Origin of the sequence: Dendrosporobacter quercicolus, assembly GCF_900104455.1 — a bacterium.
GTDB classification, from domain to species: domain Bacteria; phylum Bacillota; class Negativicutes; order DSM-1736; family Dendrosporobacteraceae; genus Dendrosporobacter; species Dendrosporobacter quercicolus.
The window spans coordinates 414,435-431,153 of record NZ_FNHB01000001.1; the positions used below are offsets into that span (position 1 = coordinate 414,435).

Annotated in this window: 17 protein-coding genes and 1 riboswitch; of the genes, 16 read left to right on the plus strand and 1 reads right to left on the minus strand. The window is 47.7% G+C overall.

The window, feature by feature from the left end:
- Positions 1-136 precede the first annotated feature (136 nt).
- The 3 genes from BLR06_RS01965 to dut all read left to right on the plus strand — a co-directional run bounded on the left by BLR06_RS01965 (position 137) and on the right by dut (position 2,899).
- Positions 137-1,027: an N-acetylmuramoyl-L-alanine amidase family protein gene (locus BLR06_RS01965; protein ID WP_092067757.1), complete on the plus strand. Its 891-nt coding sequence runs from the start codon at positions 137-139 to the stop codon at positions 1,025-1,027.
- 147 nt (positions 1,028-1,174) lie between these two features.
- On the plus strand, positions 1,175-2,419 hold the full coding sequence (locus BLR06_RS01970) for a M16 family metallopeptidase (RefSeq protein WP_092067759.1): 1,245 nt from the start codon (positions 1,175-1,177) through the stop codon (positions 2,417-2,419).
- Positions 2,420-2,443: 24 nt separating this feature from the next.
- Positions 2,444-2,899, plus strand: coding sequence for a dUTP diphosphatase (gene dut, locus BLR06_RS01975; protein ID WP_092067761.1), 456 nt, complete (start codon positions 2,444-2,446; stop codon positions 2,897-2,899).
- A gap of 290 nt (positions 2,900-3,189) precedes the next feature.
- Here dut and BLR06_RS20175 read toward each other — a convergent pair whose 3' ends face one another.
- Positions 3,190-3,315, minus strand: a complete 126-nt coding sequence (locus tag BLR06_RS20175) for a hypothetical protein (RefSeq protein WP_255319464.1) — start codon at positions 3,313-3,315, stop codon at positions 3,190-3,192.
- A 242-nt stretch (positions 3,316-3,557) separates the two neighbouring features.
- Between BLR06_RS20175 and BLR06_RS01980 the strand changes: the two genes are divergently transcribed.
- The 13 genes from BLR06_RS01980 to BLR06_RS02040 all read left to right on the plus strand — a co-directional run bounded on the left by BLR06_RS01980 (position 3,558) and on the right by BLR06_RS02040 (position 16,701).
- Complete coding sequence (locus BLR06_RS01980) at positions 3,558-4,361, plus strand: nitroreductase family protein (RefSeq protein WP_092067763.1); 804 nt, start codon at positions 3,558-3,560, stop codon at positions 4,359-4,361.
- A gap of 92 nt (positions 4,362-4,453) precedes the next feature.
- Complete coding sequence (locus BLR06_RS01985) at positions 4,454-4,756, plus strand: hypothetical protein (RefSeq protein WP_092067765.1); 303 nt, start codon at positions 4,454-4,456, stop codon at positions 4,754-4,756.
- Between the two features lie 11 nt (positions 4,757-4,767).
- Positions 4,768-5,061, plus strand: a complete 294-nt coding sequence (locus BLR06_RS01990) for a YlmC/YmxH family sporulation protein (protein ID WP_092067767.1) — start codon at positions 4,768-4,770, stop codon at positions 5,059-5,061.
- A gap of 66 nt (positions 5,062-5,127) precedes the next feature.
- Positions 5,128-5,763 (plus strand): general stress protein, encoded by a 636-nt coding sequence (locus BLR06_RS01995; RefSeq protein WP_245697988.1) that lies wholly within the window; start codon positions 5,128-5,130, stop codon positions 5,761-5,763.
- A gap of 177 nt (positions 5,764-5,940) precedes the next feature.
- Positions 5,941-6,114: riboswitch (Lysine riboswitch) on the plus strand.
- 214 nt (positions 6,115-6,328) lie between these two features.
- Entirely contained in the window at positions 6,329-7,123 is a 795-nt protein-coding gene (gene dapB, locus BLR06_RS02000) for a 4-hydroxy-tetrahydrodipicolinate reductase (protein WP_092067769.1), read from the plus strand.
- A gap of 24 nt (positions 7,124-7,147) precedes the next feature.
- Entirely contained in the window at positions 7,148-8,179 is a 1,032-nt protein-coding gene (locus BLR06_RS02005) for an aspartate-semialdehyde dehydrogenase (RefSeq protein WP_092067771.1), read from the plus strand.
- A gap of 10 nt (positions 8,180-8,189) precedes the next feature.
- Positions 8,190-9,404, plus strand: a complete 1,215-nt coding sequence (gene dapG, locus BLR06_RS02010; protein WP_092067773.1) for an aspartate kinase — start codon at positions 8,190-8,192, stop codon at positions 9,402-9,404.
- Positions 9,405-9,570: 166 nt separating this feature from the next.
- A complete protein-coding gene (gene dapA / locus BLR06_RS02015; RefSeq protein WP_092067775.1) occupies positions 9,571-10,449 on the plus strand; it encodes a 4-hydroxy-tetrahydrodipicolinate synthase in 879 nt (292 codons plus the stop codon).
- Between the two features lie 236 nt (positions 10,450-10,685).
- Complete coding sequence (locus BLR06_RS02020) at positions 10,686-12,353, plus strand: ribonuclease J (protein WP_092067777.1); 1,668 nt, start codon at positions 10,686-10,688, stop codon at positions 12,351-12,353.
- Positions 12,354-12,511: 158 nt separating this feature from the next.
- Positions 12,512-13,288: a ClpP family protease gene (locus BLR06_RS02025; protein WP_092067779.1), complete on the plus strand. Its 777-nt coding sequence runs from the start codon at positions 12,512-12,514 to the stop codon at positions 13,286-13,288.
- On the plus strand, positions 13,288-13,521 hold the full coding sequence (locus tag BLR06_RS02030; RefSeq protein WP_092067781.1) for a YlzJ-like family protein: 234 nt from the start codon (positions 13,288-13,290) through the stop codon (positions 13,519-13,521). The genes BLR06_RS02025 and BLR06_RS02030 overlap by 1 nt, the downstream gene beginning before the upstream one ends.
- A 174-nt stretch (positions 13,522-13,695) precedes the next feature.
- The gene (locus tag BLR06_RS02035; RefSeq protein WP_092067783.1) at positions 13,696-15,879 is read left to right on the plus strand and encodes an FtsK/SpoIIIE family DNA translocase; all 2,184 of its coding nucleotides are present in this window, start codon (positions 13,696-13,698) and stop codon (positions 15,877-15,879) included.
- A gap of 108 nt (positions 15,880-15,987) precedes the next feature.
- Positions 15,988-16,701, plus strand: coding sequence for a helix-turn-helix domain-containing protein (locus BLR06_RS02040; protein ID WP_092067785.1), 714 nt, complete (start codon positions 15,988-15,990; stop codon positions 16,699-16,701).
- Positions 16,702-16,719: the final 18 nt, after the last annotated feature.

Genomic DNA, 16,719 nt, shown 5'->3' on the forward strand with positions numbered 1-16,719 from the left:
AATTGCCTGTTTTTTTCATTGCCAAAAACCCAACCTTGTGTTATTATGTCAACATGCTATGTTTTACCCAGTGGTCAAAATTATACACTGACTGCTGAAATGGCTGTTTGGATAATGCTTACTAGGGGGGGATTTGATGACTAAAATAAAGTTTATAACTTTTATTATGTTGAGTTTAATGGTGTTTGCTATAGTGATTCCGGTTCAAGTATCTCACGCTGCCCCGGCCAATAGTGTGCTGAATGCCTTAACAGCCAGTACCATGTCCTCTACGGATGACGGGGGAAGCAGCGGCAGTAATATTTTCGAAAAATTATTCGGCTTTCTATTTGATAAAATACTAGGACCTATCCTAAATATATTTGACTCAAAATCAACGCCTGGCGTTACTGCCGATACGCCGGTGAAAGTTACGCCCCTGCCTGCTGCGCCAAGTACAGGTACAGGGCAAACCAGCGGCAGTCTGCGCGGTAAAGTGATTGTTGTTGACCCTGGCCACGGCGGCAGCAATCCCGGCGCCGTAGCCAATAATACCAGAGAATCCGACAACAACCTTGCAGTTGGCTTAAAATTGCGCGATCAATTGGTACAAGCAGGGGCTAAGGTAATCATGACCCGGGAAACGGACCGTACGGTTGCGGCGGCAGGCAGCAGTCTGGGACAAGAACTGCAAGCCAGGGTAAATTTGGCTGAGGCCAACAATGCCGATATCTTTGTCAGCATTCACTCCAATTCCAATCCTGATTCTAAAATCACCGGCGCTATGACTTTTTATCATAGCAACAATTCATCGAACCTGGCGTCGAATGTGCAAACTGCGATAATCGAAGAAACCGGAGCCGTAAATAAAGGCACTTCAACTGCAACTTTTTACGTTATCCGAAATACCTCGATGCCAAGTATCCTGGTTGAAATGGGTTTTATAAGCAATGCCCAGGAAGCGGCCCGCTTAAACAGCGATGCTTATCGCAATCGCCTGGCCACCGGTATTTTTAACGGCATTGCCAAGAGCTTGAACAGCCGTTAATCCCCAAAGGGTGCCTCCTAATGCCAAAGGCATTGGGAGGCACCCTTTTTTTGTGCATGCTCACCTTATCCGGTAAATATAAATAAGCGGGAAGGTATTTCACCTCATGAACCAGAATAACTAAATACAAAAGCTAAGGAGTAAATTATGTATCAAAAATCCGTATTGCCGAATGGAATCAGGATAGTATCCGAAACCATTCCTTATGTAAAGTCTGCGACATTTGGCCTATGGCTGGGCAGTGGATCCCGGGCTGAAACGGCTGATAATCACGGTATATCACATTTTATTGAACATTTATTATTTAAAGGAACAGAACGGCGTTCGGCCAAAGAGATTGCCGAAAGCATTGATGCTGTTGGCGGCCAGCTTAATGCCTTTACCGCAAAAGAGTATACCTGCTATTACATTAAAGTGATCGATTCCCAGGTAGAGCTGGCGATGGACATTCTGAGCGACATGCTGCTTAAATCCCGGTTTGCAGTGAATGATATCGAGCGGGAACGTGAAGTAATCCTGGAAGAATTATCGATGTATGAAGATACGCCGGATGAGCTTGTACATGATCTTCATGTCGGCAATATCTGGTCTGACCATCAATTAGGACATAACATCATCGGTACAGCCCAATCCATCAAACAAATAGACAAAACAGCAATTTTAGATTATTATCGTCAATTCTATACGCCTGACAATCTGGTTATCGCCGCCGCCGGCAATATTACGCACTGTCAATTGCGGGAATTGGCCGAAAAATATTTTGCTCAAATGGCAGGAGCCAAAGTTCAGCAGGTCAGCCCGCTTCCACAGTTTACTTGCGCACAGACAGTGTACGGCAAATCAACTGAACAAGTGCATTTTTGCCTTAGTACGGCTGGCGTTGCCCAGGATACTCCGGAAATATATGCTTATCATATCTATAATAATCTGTTGGGCGGCAGTGTTAGTTCCCGTTTGTTTCAATCCATCAGGGAAGAACGCGGCCTGGCCTATTCGGTATATTCTTACCAGACAAATTATAGCGATGGCGGCTTATTAACCGTGTATGCCGGCACACGTCCGGCCAATGTTGAGCAAGTTCTGGAACTGATTGTAAATAATATCAGCGAACTGAACAGACAGGGGGTCGGCGAGCAGGAACTGCAACGGGTAAAAGAACAGCTGAAAGGCAATCTTTTGCTGGGGCTGGAAAGTTCAAGCAGCCGGATGTCACGATTAGGCAAACTGGAGATCAGCTTAGGCAAATACGTTTCCTTAGAAGAAATTATCGCTAAAATTGACCAAACTACCGTCGCCGACATCAATCGAGTAATGAATGGTGCTTTTCGTACAGGATACTGCCTGACTACTCTGGGACCGCTAAAGAAAGTCGGCGCAACCTTAAATTTTTGATCAAAACCAGCGAAGGAGCTTATCATGAAAACAAGAGGTTTCGAAATTGTTTCCCACTATCAAGATAAAGATATCATTTTACCGGCCCGTAAAACCCGGTTAAGCGCCGGTTATGACCTGGCGGCAGCGGAAGACAAAACGCTTCTGCCTCAGCAGGTTACGCTGATTGCCACCGGCCTTAAAGCCTATATGCAGGCTGATGAATACCTTGGTATTCATATCCGTTCCAGCTTTGCCATGAAAAACCGTATCACTTTAATTAACAGTCAGGGAATCATCGACGCCGATTATTACAATAATCCCGACAATGAAGGCCATATCATGATTGCAGTATTCAATCATGCTCAGGAGCCTGTTCATCTCACCCGGAACACCCGCATTGCCCAGGGGATATTTTACCGGTATCTTATAGCCGATCATGATCATCTGAGCACTGCCGCAGTCCGCTCCGGTGGTTTTGGCAGTACCGGAGAGAATTAGGAAGCGCCCATACTTAAAATTTGTTAATTAAGCGGACTGCCGGATTGTAGACTGGCGGCAGACGCTGCCGGGATTATAGCTGGTTATTATAGCCTGTTACTTAGACTCCACCAAGGGGTGTATTGCAATGCTGACGCATTGCAATACACCCCTTGGTGCGGCCAATTGCCGCCGGACGAGGTTTGAGGTCCGCCGCGGACATCCCTTGCGCCGGTAAGTCTAAATTGTCAAGCTAAGCAATGCGAGCTTGTTTTTTGCACTACTCCCGGAAAGGAGGCAGTCTCATGGATTCAGCTCATCTTTTCAGACTTATCAAGGTGGGCCAATGCCTGCTTGCTTCTAAAATAGGAAACTATACCACAAAATGCTGTCGCGGCTGTTGCAAAAAGAGCCAGGTAAAAGGAATGATCATCCATAAAAAACGCCTCCTTAATCTCAAATCATTAATTACACTGTATAGTCTATTCAACAACTGGCCGTTTTGTTAAAAAAAATTAGCTAAATCGTCCAGGGCGGCAAGTGGATTGGGATGCCTAATTTTCTACAGTATACAAAAAGATACTATTATACAAATTAGTGCGTACTTGTCGGAGAGAAGGTACGCATTTACTATTATATATAGACACATTGTAGGGAAGTTATGAAAGAGGTGGTCAGATTGAATTTAATTGAGGTAAATAAAGAGCGCTGTATTCGGTGCGGTATCTGCGTAAAGATTTGCCCGGTAAGGGCGCTGGAACTTAAAGGGGCAGTAGAGGCGGTTGCTCCGGAGGCTTGTATTTCCTGCGGCCATTGTGTGGCTGTATGTCCGCAGTCGGCGCTTGATCACCGGAAAAGCCCGCTTGCCCGGCAGGTTGCATTAACCGGCTTTCCGGTAATTGCAGCAGCGGCTGCCCGGCAATTTTTGCGCTCCCGCCGCTCAATACGCAGCTATAAACAGACGGCCGTACCAAGGGAAAAGCTGGTGCAGTTAATTGATATCGGCCGTTTCGCCGCTACTGCGAGCAACAGCCAGGGCGTCTCCTATATCGTTGTTGAAGACCAAGCTATCCTGCGAAAGGCAACTGAGCTGATGATGGAATGGATGGAAGCCCAGGACCAGACAACAGCCCATTGGAGCTTTAGCCATCACATCCGGGCATATCGCCAGGGACTTGATCCCATACTTCGCGATGCGCCGCACCTTATTTTAGCGACAACCGCCCGGAACCAGGCCCGAGGACGGGAAAACACTGCTTTTGCACTGGCTTATATTGAATTATATGCAACCGTTCTAGGTCTTGGCACTTGTTGGGCCGGGCTGCTGGAAATGGGGCTGGAAGCCAACTATGCCCCGTTGATGGAATTGTTTAAAATACCGGCGGGAAAGGCTATAACCGGAGCGCTGATGGCCGGATATCCGGAGTATCATTATCAACGGCTTGTTGACCGAAACCCCTTAGAAATAAGCTGGCTGCCTTAAACAGGCAGGAGCGAGGCAACCCTGCTTAAATTTGGACATAATTTGTTTTTTGTGCTCATAACATTTATAAAAGCTAGTGTGGGGGAGATGTTATGGACAGTTTGGCAACCTTGCTATTGCTGTGTATAGGCATTGCCTGCTCAATTGGATTCAGGATTTACCGCTATCGTGAAATAAGCGGCCATGAAAGCAAAGCATCGCCATTGTCTCTGGCCATTCAGGAAATCGTTGCTGTCTCCGGGGGCGTCTATTTATCACTGGTCATGTTAACTTCATTTCTGAAGCTTGATATCCCCGCCCGGATAACACTGAGCAGCATCGCCATTGACCCGTTGGCCCTGACTGCCATCTGCCTGGCTATGATCCAGCCATTATTTTTCAAATTTATAAAGTAGGTGATGAGATCATGCGTTTAAGTGAGTTGACGGGAAAAGAAGTAATCAATATTGGCGACGGCGGCCGTCTGGGTATTATTGACGATTGTGATTTGTCATTTGATGCCAAATCAGGCCGGATTAACTCTTTGATGCTGCCAAATCGCAGTGGTTTCTTTAATCTTTTTAGTGATCATAAAACATCGGCCATCCCCTGGCCGGCGATTAAAAGAATTGGCGATGAAGTAATCATTGTTGATTTAAACAATGCTTTTGACAGAATGTATGCCAATTCGCGCCGGGAAAGGCAGGGAAGTACATATTAGCTGAATTTGCGGATAAACTAACACTAATTGCAAATACAGCATTTAATGTTAGGAGGCTTATCCGTAATGAACAATCAGATGAATGATCAAACACAATCCAATGCAAACAACAACGTTGCCGGCAGCTATGTCAATTCCCAGCTGTCAAATCAGCAAGTGCAGGCCGGTACTCAGTCAGGCGGTACGCAAAACAATATCCAAGCCGGCGGCAATCAGCAAAAAACGGTAATTGGCGTATTTGCCGCCAGACCCGATGCTGAAACAGCCATCACGACACTGCGCTCCCAGGGTTTTACCAAAGAAGAAATCAGTATCGTATCCAAAGCCCAGGGTAAACAACAGTCTTCCGGTTCGCAAACCTACAATGATGATATTACCGATGGAGCCCTGACCGGCGGCGCCCTTGGCGGTATTGGCGGTTTGTTGATTGGAGCGGGGGCGATGGTTGTACCGGGAATAGGTCCCCTGCTTGCCGCCGGTCCAATTAGTGCAGCGATTGGCGGTGCGTTGGCCGGTGGTCTGGCCGGTGGTCTGATTGACTGGGGCATCCCCTCGGAAGCAAGCGAACACTATGCCAAGCAGGTAGAACAGGACAAAATACTGGCAATTGTCCGTACCAGCGAAAGCAAAGTGAATGAAGCGGCCCAAATATTACGGCAATATGGCGCTCAGGACGTGGAAAGTCATGCCACAAGCAAGTAAATAGCAAACAGGGTAAGGGAGTGTCTCAAATGCAAAAGCATGGAAAGACAGTCCCTTGCTTTAACCCTCAAACTGCGCTGTAACTGCTCCTGAATAAAGTTCGGCGTATTCGGGAAAAACCGTTGACACTGACGGAACCTATGTTATAAAATGTACATAAACTAAATAGATCCTGCACAGTAGAGTAGAGGTGCGGGCAACAATAGTACTTTCAGGGAGCGTGGTACCAATGATCTGAAAGAAAAGGGTTGACCGCCGAAGTATCAATAATACCGTATTTTTGATACTGGTCTGGCATTTAACAGGTGTCAGACTGTCACCAAGCTAGCTTGGTGGAGTGCTATCTCATTTGGATAGAAGACGGTTGTTGGTTTTCTGGTCCTTTTGCTGCCTGTATCCGGCAGCCGGTGAGATGAGTCTTGCCGGCTGCTTTTATACGGCCAGAAAGCACTAGCAGTCTGCTGGTAAGGCGGCTGCAGCTGAATTCAAGCTTACTTTATAGCGCTTTACGCACAGTTCTTAAGGTTGACGCGGTAATGGTTACAATTCATGGGGGTGAGTATCAATGATAAGAGTTATGGTATGCGGAGCTTATGGCAAGATGGGGCTTGAGGTATTAAAGGCGGTATATAATGATCCACAGCTCAGCATTGTTGGCGCAGTTGATATTAAGTCTGATTTCGCTGATATTGGTCAATTGATCGGCGTTGAAAAATTAGGCGTGACTGTGGGCAATGATCTGGAAACGGTGATTAAGGAAGCAAAACCGCAGGTAATTGTCGACTTTACTATACCTGAGGCAGTAATGAGCAATATCCGTATTGCGATAAAAAACGGCGTCTGCCCGGTGGTGGGAACCACCGGATTATCAGAGGAAAACATGAATGAAATTCGCGAGCTGTGTGAACAACATAAAGTTAGCGCTTTAATTTCTCCTAATTTCTCCATCGGTGCAATTTTAATGATGCGTTTATCGCAGGAGGCGGCCAAATATTTACCGCATGTTGAAATTATTGAACTGCATCATGATCAAAAGCTGGACGCACCTTCGGGAACAGCAATACGGACCGCGAAACTCATTGCCCAGTCCCGTGGTTATCTAAAGCAGGGGCATCCGGCTGAATTTGAAAAATACGAGGGAGCGCGCGGCGGGGAACTATCCGGCATTCGCCTGCATAGTGTAAGATTACCGGGCTATGTTGCCCATCAGGAGGTTATTTTTGGCGGCCTGGGCCAGACTCTGACCATCAGGCATGATTCGATATCGCGGGAATCATTTATGCCGGGCGTGGTATTGGCCTGTAAAAAAGTTTTAACTTTAGAAGGACTGGTTTTTGGTTTGGAACATATATTAGATTAATTGTTAATTGAAGGAGCGAAAATGATGAGAAAATACAATGTTGCTATTTTAGGTGCTACCGGTGCGGTTGGTCAGGAGTTCTTAGCCTTGATCGCTGAACGCCAATTTCCTTTTAACGAGTTAAAACTGCTGGCCTCGAAACGTTCGGCCGGTAAAGTAATTGAGTTTATGGGCAAACAGTATACTGTAGAGGAAGCAACGGATGATTCTTTTAAAAACGTACAAATTGCTTTGTTCGCCGGCGGAGCCGCCAGTAAGACTTTTGCGCCGGCTGCAGTAAAGCACGGTGCTGTGGTAATAGATAATTCCAGCGCCTTCAGAATGGATCCCCGGGTACCGCTGGTCGTACCGGAAGTTAACCCAGAAGCAATTAAAGAACACAACGGCATCATTGCCAATCCGAACTGCTCTACCATCATTATGACGATGGCGTTAAAACCGCTTTATGATCTGGCGCGGATTAAGAGAGTTGTCGTCTCGACTTACCAGGCTGTTTCCGGCGCCGGCAAGGAAGCGATTGACGAACTGGACGACCAGGTAAAAGCCCTTGTAGACCACCGTCCGGTTGAAGCCAAGATATTGCCCGGAGCCAGCCTGCCAAAACACTATCAAATCGCTTTTAATCTACTTCCGCAAATCGATGTATTCGTTGAGGATGGATATACTAAAGAAGAAATGAAAATGGTTCACGAAACGCACAAAATACTCAATGACGATAACATTGGAATCACTGCAACTACGATCAGGGTTCCGGTATACCGCAGTCACGCCGAATCAATCAATATTGAGCTGGAGAACAGTGTGTCAGTGGAAGAGGCCCGCCGGGCTTTGGCTGCATTTCCCGGCGTTATTGTTCAGGATGATCCGGAAAACATGCTGTATCCCATGCCGCTGTTTACTTCCAGCAAAGATGAAGTGTTTGTCGGCAGGATAAGACCTGATCATACGGTCGCGAATGGAATCAATCTTTGGGTGGTCGGCGATCAAATCAGAAAAGGAGCGGCGCTAAATGCACTCCAGATTGCAGAATATATGATCAACCACAAATTGCTTTGAGGTGTGAATCATGCGGATAATTGTACAGAAATTCGGCGGAACTTCGGTGGCTTCACCCGAAGTCAGACAACTGGTTGTTAAAAAAATCCAAAAGGCCAAAGAACAGGATCTTCAGCCGGTGGTAGTGGTATCGGCAATGGGCCGTAAAGGCGATAGTTATGCTACGGATACCCTGATAGGACTGGTTCGCAGCGCTAATAAACATACCGCCGCCCGCGAGCTTGACCAGGTGATGTGCTGCGGGGAAATGATATCGGCGGCAGTAATGACCGCTACGCTGCAAGAGCGCGGTATTGAGGCCGTTATGCTAACCGGTGGTCAGGCCGGTATTATTACTGACGCCAATTTTAATCATGCCCGTATTTTAAAAATTGATTCGGCGCCAATCCTCAGGTTATTAAAAAACGGCAAAACACCTGTTGTCTGCGGTTTCCAGGGAGTAACTGCCGACGGGGAACTCACTACCCTGGGCCGCGGCGGCAGCGACACAACAGCCTCGGCCCTCGGCGGAGCGCTGAATGCCGAAATGATTGAAATCTATACCGATGTCGCCGGCATAATGACAGCAGATCCCCGTTTGGTAAGCAATGCCAAAATACTGGATTGTATCAGTTATGGCGAAGTTTGTCAGTTGGCACATCAAGGCGCAAAAGTAATTCATCCGCGGGCGGTGGAGATTGCAATGCAAAAGAATATACCATTAGTGGTCAAGTCAACTTTTTGTGATGAGCCGGGGACTTTAATTACCAATGTCAGCAAAGGCGATTCCGGCGGCACGTCCGTAACAGACCGGATTGCGACCGGCGTAACTTATCTGGCGAATATTGCCCAAATCAAGGTTAGCACTCATCATACCGACGCCAGCTATAAAGTTTTTAAAACAATGGCTGCATCAAACATCAGTGTTGATTTAATCAACGTTCATCCCGGCCAAATCATGTTCACCGTTGCTGAGGAACTCGCCGACAAAGCGGCGGAAACCCTGCGGGCGCTGGGCTATGAGGTTGAAACCCTGTATGATTGCGCTAAGGTTTCGGTTGTTGGCGGCGGCATGCGGGAAGTACCCGGGGTGATGGCAAGTTTTGTTGAGGCTCTTTCACTGAATGACATTCAGATTTTGCAAACAGTGGACTCCCATACCTCAATTTCCGTTTTAGTAAAAAAATCCGAGATGCAAAAATCGGTTACCGCTTTACATGAAAAATTCAGTCTGGCGGCTATATAAGGCTGTATCTCCTTTAAAACAGGGGATAAGTTTGCAAGGAGTTTCCGCCCTGCGAGGCCAGAAGCCTTGCTACCGTACCTACATATGCAAGGCAAAAGACCGCATGATAAACCAAATTGGTTAGGGTGATGCACGGTACTAGACATGGAGGGAGAGAGGGACGTATATGAAAAGCTTTGGGCGTGTTTTAACAGCAATGGTAACCCCGTTCAACAGTGACTATAGCGTTAACTATCAAGCTGCCGCCGAGTTGGCCCGATATTTGATTGCCAATGGTTCCGATGGATTGGTTATCGCCGGCAGTACCGGAGAATCGGCCACACTCAGCAAGGAGGAAAAACTCAAACTATTCGCCGCCGTGCTGGACGCAGTAGGCGATAAGGCCTGTATTATCGCCGGCACCGGCTCCAATGACACACGCGCTTCAATCGCCTTAACGGTTGAAGCCGAAAAACTCGGCGTGCATGGCGCTATGCTGGTTGGGCCTTATTATAATAAACCTCCGCAGGAAGGCTATTATCAGCACTTTAAGGCAATTGCCGATTCCACCAATTTGCCGCTGGTCTTATATAACGTTCCAGGCCGCACTGCAGCCAATATTCAGCCTGAAACCATTATTCGTTTATCTAAAATTGCCAATATTGCGGCAGTTAAAGAAGCCAGCGGAAATTTAGATCAGGTATCGGAAATCGTTAGAAACACCGATCAGGATTTTCTGGTCTATAGTGGTGACGACAGCTTGACCCTGCCGATATTAACGGTGGGAGGAGCAGGCGTGATCAGCGTGGCGGCTCATATCATCGGTGATCGGATGCAGGACATGATTGCCGCTTTTTTTGACGGCGACCTGAAAAAGGCTCAGGACTGTCACCTTAAGCTGCTGCCGTTTATTAAAGCCATGTTTGTTGCCACAAACCCCATTCCGGTTAAGACCGCAGTAAACCTCATCGGGCAAAATGCCGGCCCGTTGCGGCTGCCCCTGATACCGGCCACGGAAGGGGAACTGGCCGTCATTCGTCAGGCTTTGGCGGATTTTGGCCATTAGAAAGATCAATTCCCGGCTTATATTGGTATTCAGCTTCGTGCATACAGCCCGTCCACTAGGATGGGCTGTATTGATTAGCCAATTTTTGTATATAATAGTCTAGCGCTGCTACTTGTTGGAATATGCTTAATAGGCTATAATAATTACAAGTGGCAGAATGGCCGGATGAGTGCTTTGCAAAACTATATGTCGTTATTCGAACTGAATATTCATAGCAAGCGGAGGTGTAATTTTTTTTGGCAAAAATACCACAGAAAATTCAAATTATCCCTTTGGGCGGACTGGGCGAAATCGGCAAAAACATGACAGTGGTCCGCTATGGCGATGAAATAATTGTCATTGATTGTGGTTTAATGTTTCCTGAAGATGATATGCTGGGTATTGATCTGGTCATTCCTGATATTACCTATCTGGTAGAAAACCAGGACTTAATTAAAGCAATTGTCCTTACCCACGGGCATGAAGATCATATCGGGGCGTTGCCTTTTGTATTGCGGCAAATCAATGTACCGGTCGTCTACGGCACCAGATTGACGTTGGGTATCCTGGAGAGCCGGTTAAAGGAAGCGAATGTACCGACAACGAATTTAAAACCGGTAAAGCCTGGCGACAGCATAAAAACAGGCTTCTTTCAGCTGGGCTTTATTCATGTCAGCCACAGTATCGCGGATGCGGTGGGGCTTTACCTGACAACCCCTGCCGGAACTATTGTACATACCGGGGATTTTAAATTAGATCATACGCCGGTAGATCATAAAGTCACTGATTTTTATAAACTGGCTGAACTGGGCGACCAAGGTGTTTTGGTCATGCTGGCAGACAGCACCAATTCGGAACGGCCCGGCTACACTCTGAGTGAACGGTCGGTTGGCCTGACATTTGATGAAACGTTCCGCAATGCCCGCGAACGAATCATCATTGCAACTTTTTCTTCCAATATTCACCGGATTCAGCAGGCCGTAGACACCGCCTGCCGCTATAAACGCAAAGTCGCTGTTCTGGGCCGCAGCATGGTCAATGTTGTCAACATCGCAATAGAGCTTGGTTATTTGACTGTTCCGGAAGGGGTCTTAATCGATATTGATGAAATCAACAACTACCCTGCGGCCAGTATCGTCATTGTTACCACCGGCAGCCAGGGCGAACCGATGTCGGCTTTGACCCGGATGGCAATGTCTGATCACCGTAAGGTTGATATTACTCCGGGCGATACTGTGATTATTTCGGCCACACCCATTCCCGGCAATGAAAAGCTGGTATCCCGGACGGTTGACTTTTTGCTCAGACAGGGCGCCGAAGTAGTCTATGAAAAAGCGTCCGGCGTACATGTATCCGGTCACGCCAGCCAGGAAGAGCTTAAGCTGATGCATAATCTGATCCGGCCCAAATTCTTTATACCGGTACATGGCGAATACCGTCACTTGAAAAAACACGCCAGGCTGGCTCTGGATCTGGGACTGCCGAAAGAGAATATATTTATCGCTGAAAATGGCTCCATTCTTGAGTTTTCCCAGGAGAAAGGCTGTTTTGCGGGTAAGACAACCGCCGGCAACGTACTGGTGGATGGTTTGGGGGTAGGAGACGTCGGCAATATTGTTCTCAGGGATCGCCGGCAATTATCCAAGGATGGCATATTAATTGTGGTGGTTACTATGGACAAGGCAAATGGCGGCGTGATTGCCGGACCGGATATTGTGTCCCGTGGTTTTGTTTATGTACGGGAATCCGAGCAGCTTATTGAAGACGCCCGGGACAAAATCAGTCAGGCTTTGGAAAAATGTGAATTAAACCATATTACCGAATGGGCGGCAATCAAGTCGAATATACGCGATATGCTGAGCAAATACCTGTATGAACGCACTCGCCGCCGTCCGATGATTCTGCCAATTATTATGGAGGTTTGAACCAGCGTCAGACGTTTTTCTCAAGAGGCGGATCGGTGGTATTCTTTCCAAGAAGTATACGCAGATCCGTCCCTTTGTATTATTTGCGTTTCACCGTATGAAACTTACCGCATCGTCAATACTAACAGTATATACCTATACTGTTGGAGGGACCCTAAATGTTAGATAACGACAATCCGGTTGTTGCCCCGCCGGGAGTAAATCCGCAAATTCCGGCCGAACGTCCTGCCGATACGCCGAAAAAATCCCGTCAGGCGAAAAAAGCCAGTACTGTTGAGAATATTCAGGAGCTGGGAACAACAGATGTGCCGACAGCAAAAAGCAATGTCCATGTAATGACAATCATTGGTCAAATTGAAGGTCATATGGTATTGCCGCCGCAAAATAAAACAACAAAATACGAGCACATTATGCCGCAGCTGGTGGCGATTGAGCAAAATCCTGAAATTGAAGGGGTAATGCTGCTGTTAAATACCGTGGGCGGCGATGTCGAGGCCGGTTTGGCCATTGCCGAAATGGTTGCCAGCATGTCTAAACCATCGGTTTCTATTGTTCTAGGCGGCGGTCACAGCATTGGCGCGCCGATTGCCGTTTCAGCAACTTCATCCTTTATTGTGGAAAGCGCCACCATGACTATTCATCCTATCAGATTGACCGGACTGGTTATCGGCGCGCAAAGTTCATTTGATTATTTAGAAAAAATGCAAGACAGAGTCAATAAGTTTGTCGTTTCCCATTCGCGAATCAGCGAAAAAAAATGGAAGGAACTGCTGTATAAAACCGGCGAATTATCAAGGGATATCGGTACTTCCGTCGGCGGCAAGGATGCCGTAAATTACGGGTTGATTAATGAAATCGGCGGAGTCTCGCAAGCGATGAATAAACTACAGCAGTTAATTGCCGCCCAGAAAGAAACGAAAGGGCTGAAACAGTAATGATACTGTGGACAATTATGCCGTTTGAAGCTGTTTTTCCAGACGAAGATTTTGCGCCGGCTTACGAAGAAACCGAGTATTCCGGGGTAAAGATGGTGGTTGAGAAAATTTCGCCGGAGCAATGTCAGATTGTTCGGCTGATTTCGACAAACCCTCAGGATTATTTGCGCCGCGAACTGCAGCCAGGCAGTATTCTTTACTATAAAGCAAAACCTGGTTTTGCGGCAGTTTAACGCTGCGGCCGGCGGCAACAGGCTTATCGCCTAAGGGATGTCTTGAATGCGTTTGCATTCAAGACATCCCTTTTTGTCGTTTTTTAGCGATAAAACGCACTGAAAGAGCTTAGTGCCGCCATAAAAAAGGATTTTGTAGTGGTATGTAGAAGTGAATTCTAGAGGTGGTATGATTTGCCTAAATTTCTATCAGAGCTGTCCCCCGAAGTAAAGTATGAATTGCTGGGTATCATTTTAACAACTGCCGGCATCATTGGCTTAGTCAGTTTATGGGGCTTTAACGCCGGCCCGGTAGGATTATTTATCGCTAAATTGCAAAAATATTTGTTTGGCATTGGCGCTCCAGTCGTGCCTTGTATCGTGATTGCAATTGGCTTGCGTTATATTGGCACCAGGGCTGCCATTGTTTATTCGCTAAAATTCTGGGGAATAGCAATGCTTTACAGCTTGCTTTTGGCCGTTTATCATCACTTTACCATTGCTCAGGGCAGTGAGATCCTTCCTGGAAGCTTAACCGCTGGCGGTGGCTTTACCGGCGGGTTTATTCTTTTTGCCCTGAGAAAACTATTTGGTATGGATGGTTCGATTATTATCCTGCTGGCCCTGTCCATTTGTGCATTGATCATGACAACTACCTGGTCACTGGCGGTTGGTATGTTAAAAGCCAAACACCGGGCGGTGGAGAGCTTGCAGAATGCCCGGGAATCCATAGCTGCTACCTGCGAAAGCATGTTTGAGGAAGCAGAGGAAGATGAAGAGCTTGCCGTAAGACAACAGAAACAGCGCGCCCGTTTTTATAACCAGGAAAGTGACGGCGAAGCGGTATTGCCGGCCGTGGAATACGGCAATGCCGGCGAACCGCCGGAACCGCCGGCCGCCTCTCCAGGCAATGATACAGAGGTACCGGCTAACCATAATAGTACGTTGCCGCAGAATTACCGGCTTCCGTCGCTCGCGTTGTTAGGCAAGGCCGTAAAAATCAAGCACGCCAAAATTTCCAAAGAAATTTCCGAAAATGCGCGGTTATTGGAAGAAACGCTGGAAAACTTTCATGTTCGCGCCAAAATTATTAATACCTGCAATGGTCCTTCGGTTACCCGTTATGAACTGGAACCGGCGCCCGGAGTTAAAGTCAGCAAAATTGTCAATTTAGCTGATGACATTGCGCTTAAACTTGCGTCGACCGGCGTTAGAATCGAAGCGCCCATTCCCGGCAAAGCGGCCATTGGCATTGAGGTTCCCAATAAGGAAGTCTCCGGTGTACAGCTTAGGGAGGTTCTGGAAAGCGAAGCTTTCCAGGAGGCTTCCTCCAAGCTTACCGTGGCTTTGGGCAAAGATATCGCCGGCAAGGCAATCACCGCCGATCTGGCTAAAATGCCTCACTTGCTGGTAGCAGGTGCGACAGGGTCAGGAAAAAGCGTTTGCATTAATACGTTAATTACCAGCATCCTGTTTAAAGCAACTCCGGAAGAAGTAAAATTTGTTCTGATTGATCCCAAGATGGTGGAGCTGTCAAATTATAACGGCATTCCCCATTTGATGGCCCCTGTGGTCACCGACGCCAAAAAAGCGGCGGCGGCGCTCAATTGGGCCGTCCAGGAGATGGAACGCCGTTATACCGTTTTTGCCACCGCCGGAGTACGCGATATGGCCCGCTATAATCAAACCATCGAGGAACATAAGCTGCCGGCGGTTGTTGTTATCATTGACGAGCTGGCAGATCTGATGATGGTTGCTCCGGTTGATGTCGAGGACGCGATTTGCCGCCTGGCGCAGAAGGCCCGGGCCGCCGGAATTCATCTGGTGCTGGCCACGCAGCGTCCTTCCGTTGACGTCATTACCGGTACCATTAAAGCCAACGTCCCGTCCCGCATTTCCTTCGCCGTATCTTCGCAAATTGATTCAAGAACGATTCTGGACATGGCCGGGGCGGAAAAGCTGCTGGGCAAGGGTGATATGTTATATTACCCGGTCGGCGCTCCTAAACCGCTGCGGGTACAGGGTGCATTTGTCTCTGACCAGGAGGTTGAGCAACTGCTTGAATTTATTAAGAATCAGGCCCAGCCGGAATATAACGAAGAGGTGACGTTAGCCAATCCTGAGGAAGATTCCGGAAATTCCCAGGATCAGTTGAAATATGAGGATGAATTGCTGGAAACGGCTGTCAACATGGTTCTGGAAACGGGGCAGGCTTCGGTCTCAATGCTGCAGCGCAAGTTTCGCATCGGGTATACCAGGGCCGCCCGGTTAATTGACACAATGGAAGAAATGAGAATTGTCGGTCCGAATATTGGCAGCAAAGCCAGGGAAATTTTGATGAACTCGGAACAGGTCAATCATCTTTATTTTAAAAAATAGCTTATAACAGGAAAGGCTTCCTGGGTACAATAAGGGAAAATAGCAAATCTTTGACATATTTAAAAAGTCATGGCAGCGACGATTGATGATGATAAGGGAGGTAGATTTATGCAGACAGTGGGGGAAGTTCTACGGAACGAACGGGAAAAGCGCGAATTGTCGGTTAAAGATGTTGAAACTGCCACCAGTATCCGGGCTTTATATATAACGGCGATTGAAGAAGGCAATTACAAAATCGTTCCCGGTGAAGTGTATTTGAAAGGATTTATCCGAAATTACGCGAATTATCTGGGCCTGAACGGCCCGGAGATGGTAGACTTATACCGGCGGCAACAAATACCGCCGGTTGCCGGCGCGGGTGACGCAGCAGCAAGCGCGACCACTGCCGCTCATGCCCCCGCTGCCGCAGGCAACCCCGCCAAATGGCTGTTAGCCGGAGCTGTTGCTGCAGTGATTGCCGGAGCCGCCTGGTGGGTTAGCTCCCAATCCGCAGCGCCGCTGCCTGTTCCACCGCATTCGGAGCAAAAAGAGCCGGCAGCCCCGAATCAGTCGCCGCTGCCGGCGGTTACACCGCAGTCCAAGCCGGTTGAATTAACCATAAAGTACTCCGGTGACTGCTGGACGCAGGTGATCGCCGACGGAAAAGAAATTTATCAAGGCATTGCCCGTAACGGGGACAGCCTTTCCTGGGCTGCAACCCAAAGCCTGACCATTAAGCTTGGCAACGCCGGCAGCGTTGAAGCTACTTATAATGGCCAGCCGATAGGCAAGCTTGGCGATAGAGGAGAAGTCATTGTTAAAACCTTTACCGCTAAACCATAGATTCTTTACAATTAAATC

Bases quoted from the DNA above. Each gene is read 5' to 3' on its own strand.
- BLR06_RS01965 (WP_092067757.1), top strand. From the start codon at position 137: ATGACTAAAATAAAGTTTATAACTTTTATTATGTTGAGTTTAATGGTG.
- BLR06_RS01970 (WP_092067759.1), top strand. From the start codon at position 1,175: ATGTATCAAAAATCCGTATTGCCGAATGGAATCAGGATAGTATCCGAA.
- dut (WP_092067761.1), top strand. From the start codon at position 2,444: ATGAAAACAAGAGGTTTCGAAATTGTTTCCCACTATCAAGATAAAGAT.
- BLR06_RS20175 (WP_255319464.1), bottom strand. From the start codon at position 3,315: ATGGATGATCATTCCTTTTACCTGGCTCTTTTTGCAACAGCCGCGACA.
- BLR06_RS01985 (WP_092067765.1), top strand. From the start codon at position 4,454: ATGGACAGTTTGGCAACCTTGCTATTGCTGTGTATAGGCATTGCCTGC.
- BLR06_RS01990 (WP_092067767.1), top strand. From the start codon at position 4,768: ATGCGTTTAAGTGAGTTGACGGGAAAAGAAGTAATCAATATTGGCGAC.
- BLR06_RS01995 (WP_245697988.1), top strand. From the start codon at position 5,128: ATGAACAATCAGATGAATGATCAAACACAATCCAATGCAAACAACAAC.
- dapB (WP_092067769.1), top strand. From the start codon at position 6,329: ATGATAAGAGTTATGGTATGCGGAGCTTATGGCAAGATGGGGCTTGAG.
- BLR06_RS02005 (WP_092067771.1), top strand. From the start codon at position 7,148: ATGAGAAAATACAATGTTGCTATTTTAGGTGCTACCGGTGCGGTTGGT.
- dapG (WP_092067773.1), top strand. From the start codon at position 8,190: ATGCGGATAATTGTACAGAAATTCGGCGGAACTTCGGTGGCTTCACCC.
- dapA (WP_092067775.1), top strand. From the start codon at position 9,571: ATGAAAAGCTTTGGGCGTGTTTTAACAGCAATGGTAACCCCGTTCAAC.
- BLR06_RS02025 (WP_092067779.1), top strand. From the start codon at position 12,512: ATGTTAGATAACGACAATCCGGTTGTTGCCCCGCCGGGAGTAAATCCG.
- BLR06_RS02030 (WP_092067781.1), top strand. From the start codon at position 13,288: ATGATACTGTGGACAATTATGCCGTTTGAAGCTGTTTTTCCAGACGAA.
- BLR06_RS02040 (WP_092067785.1), top strand. From the start codon at position 15,988: ATGCAGACAGTGGGGGAAGTTCTACGGAACGAACGGGAAAAGCGCGAA.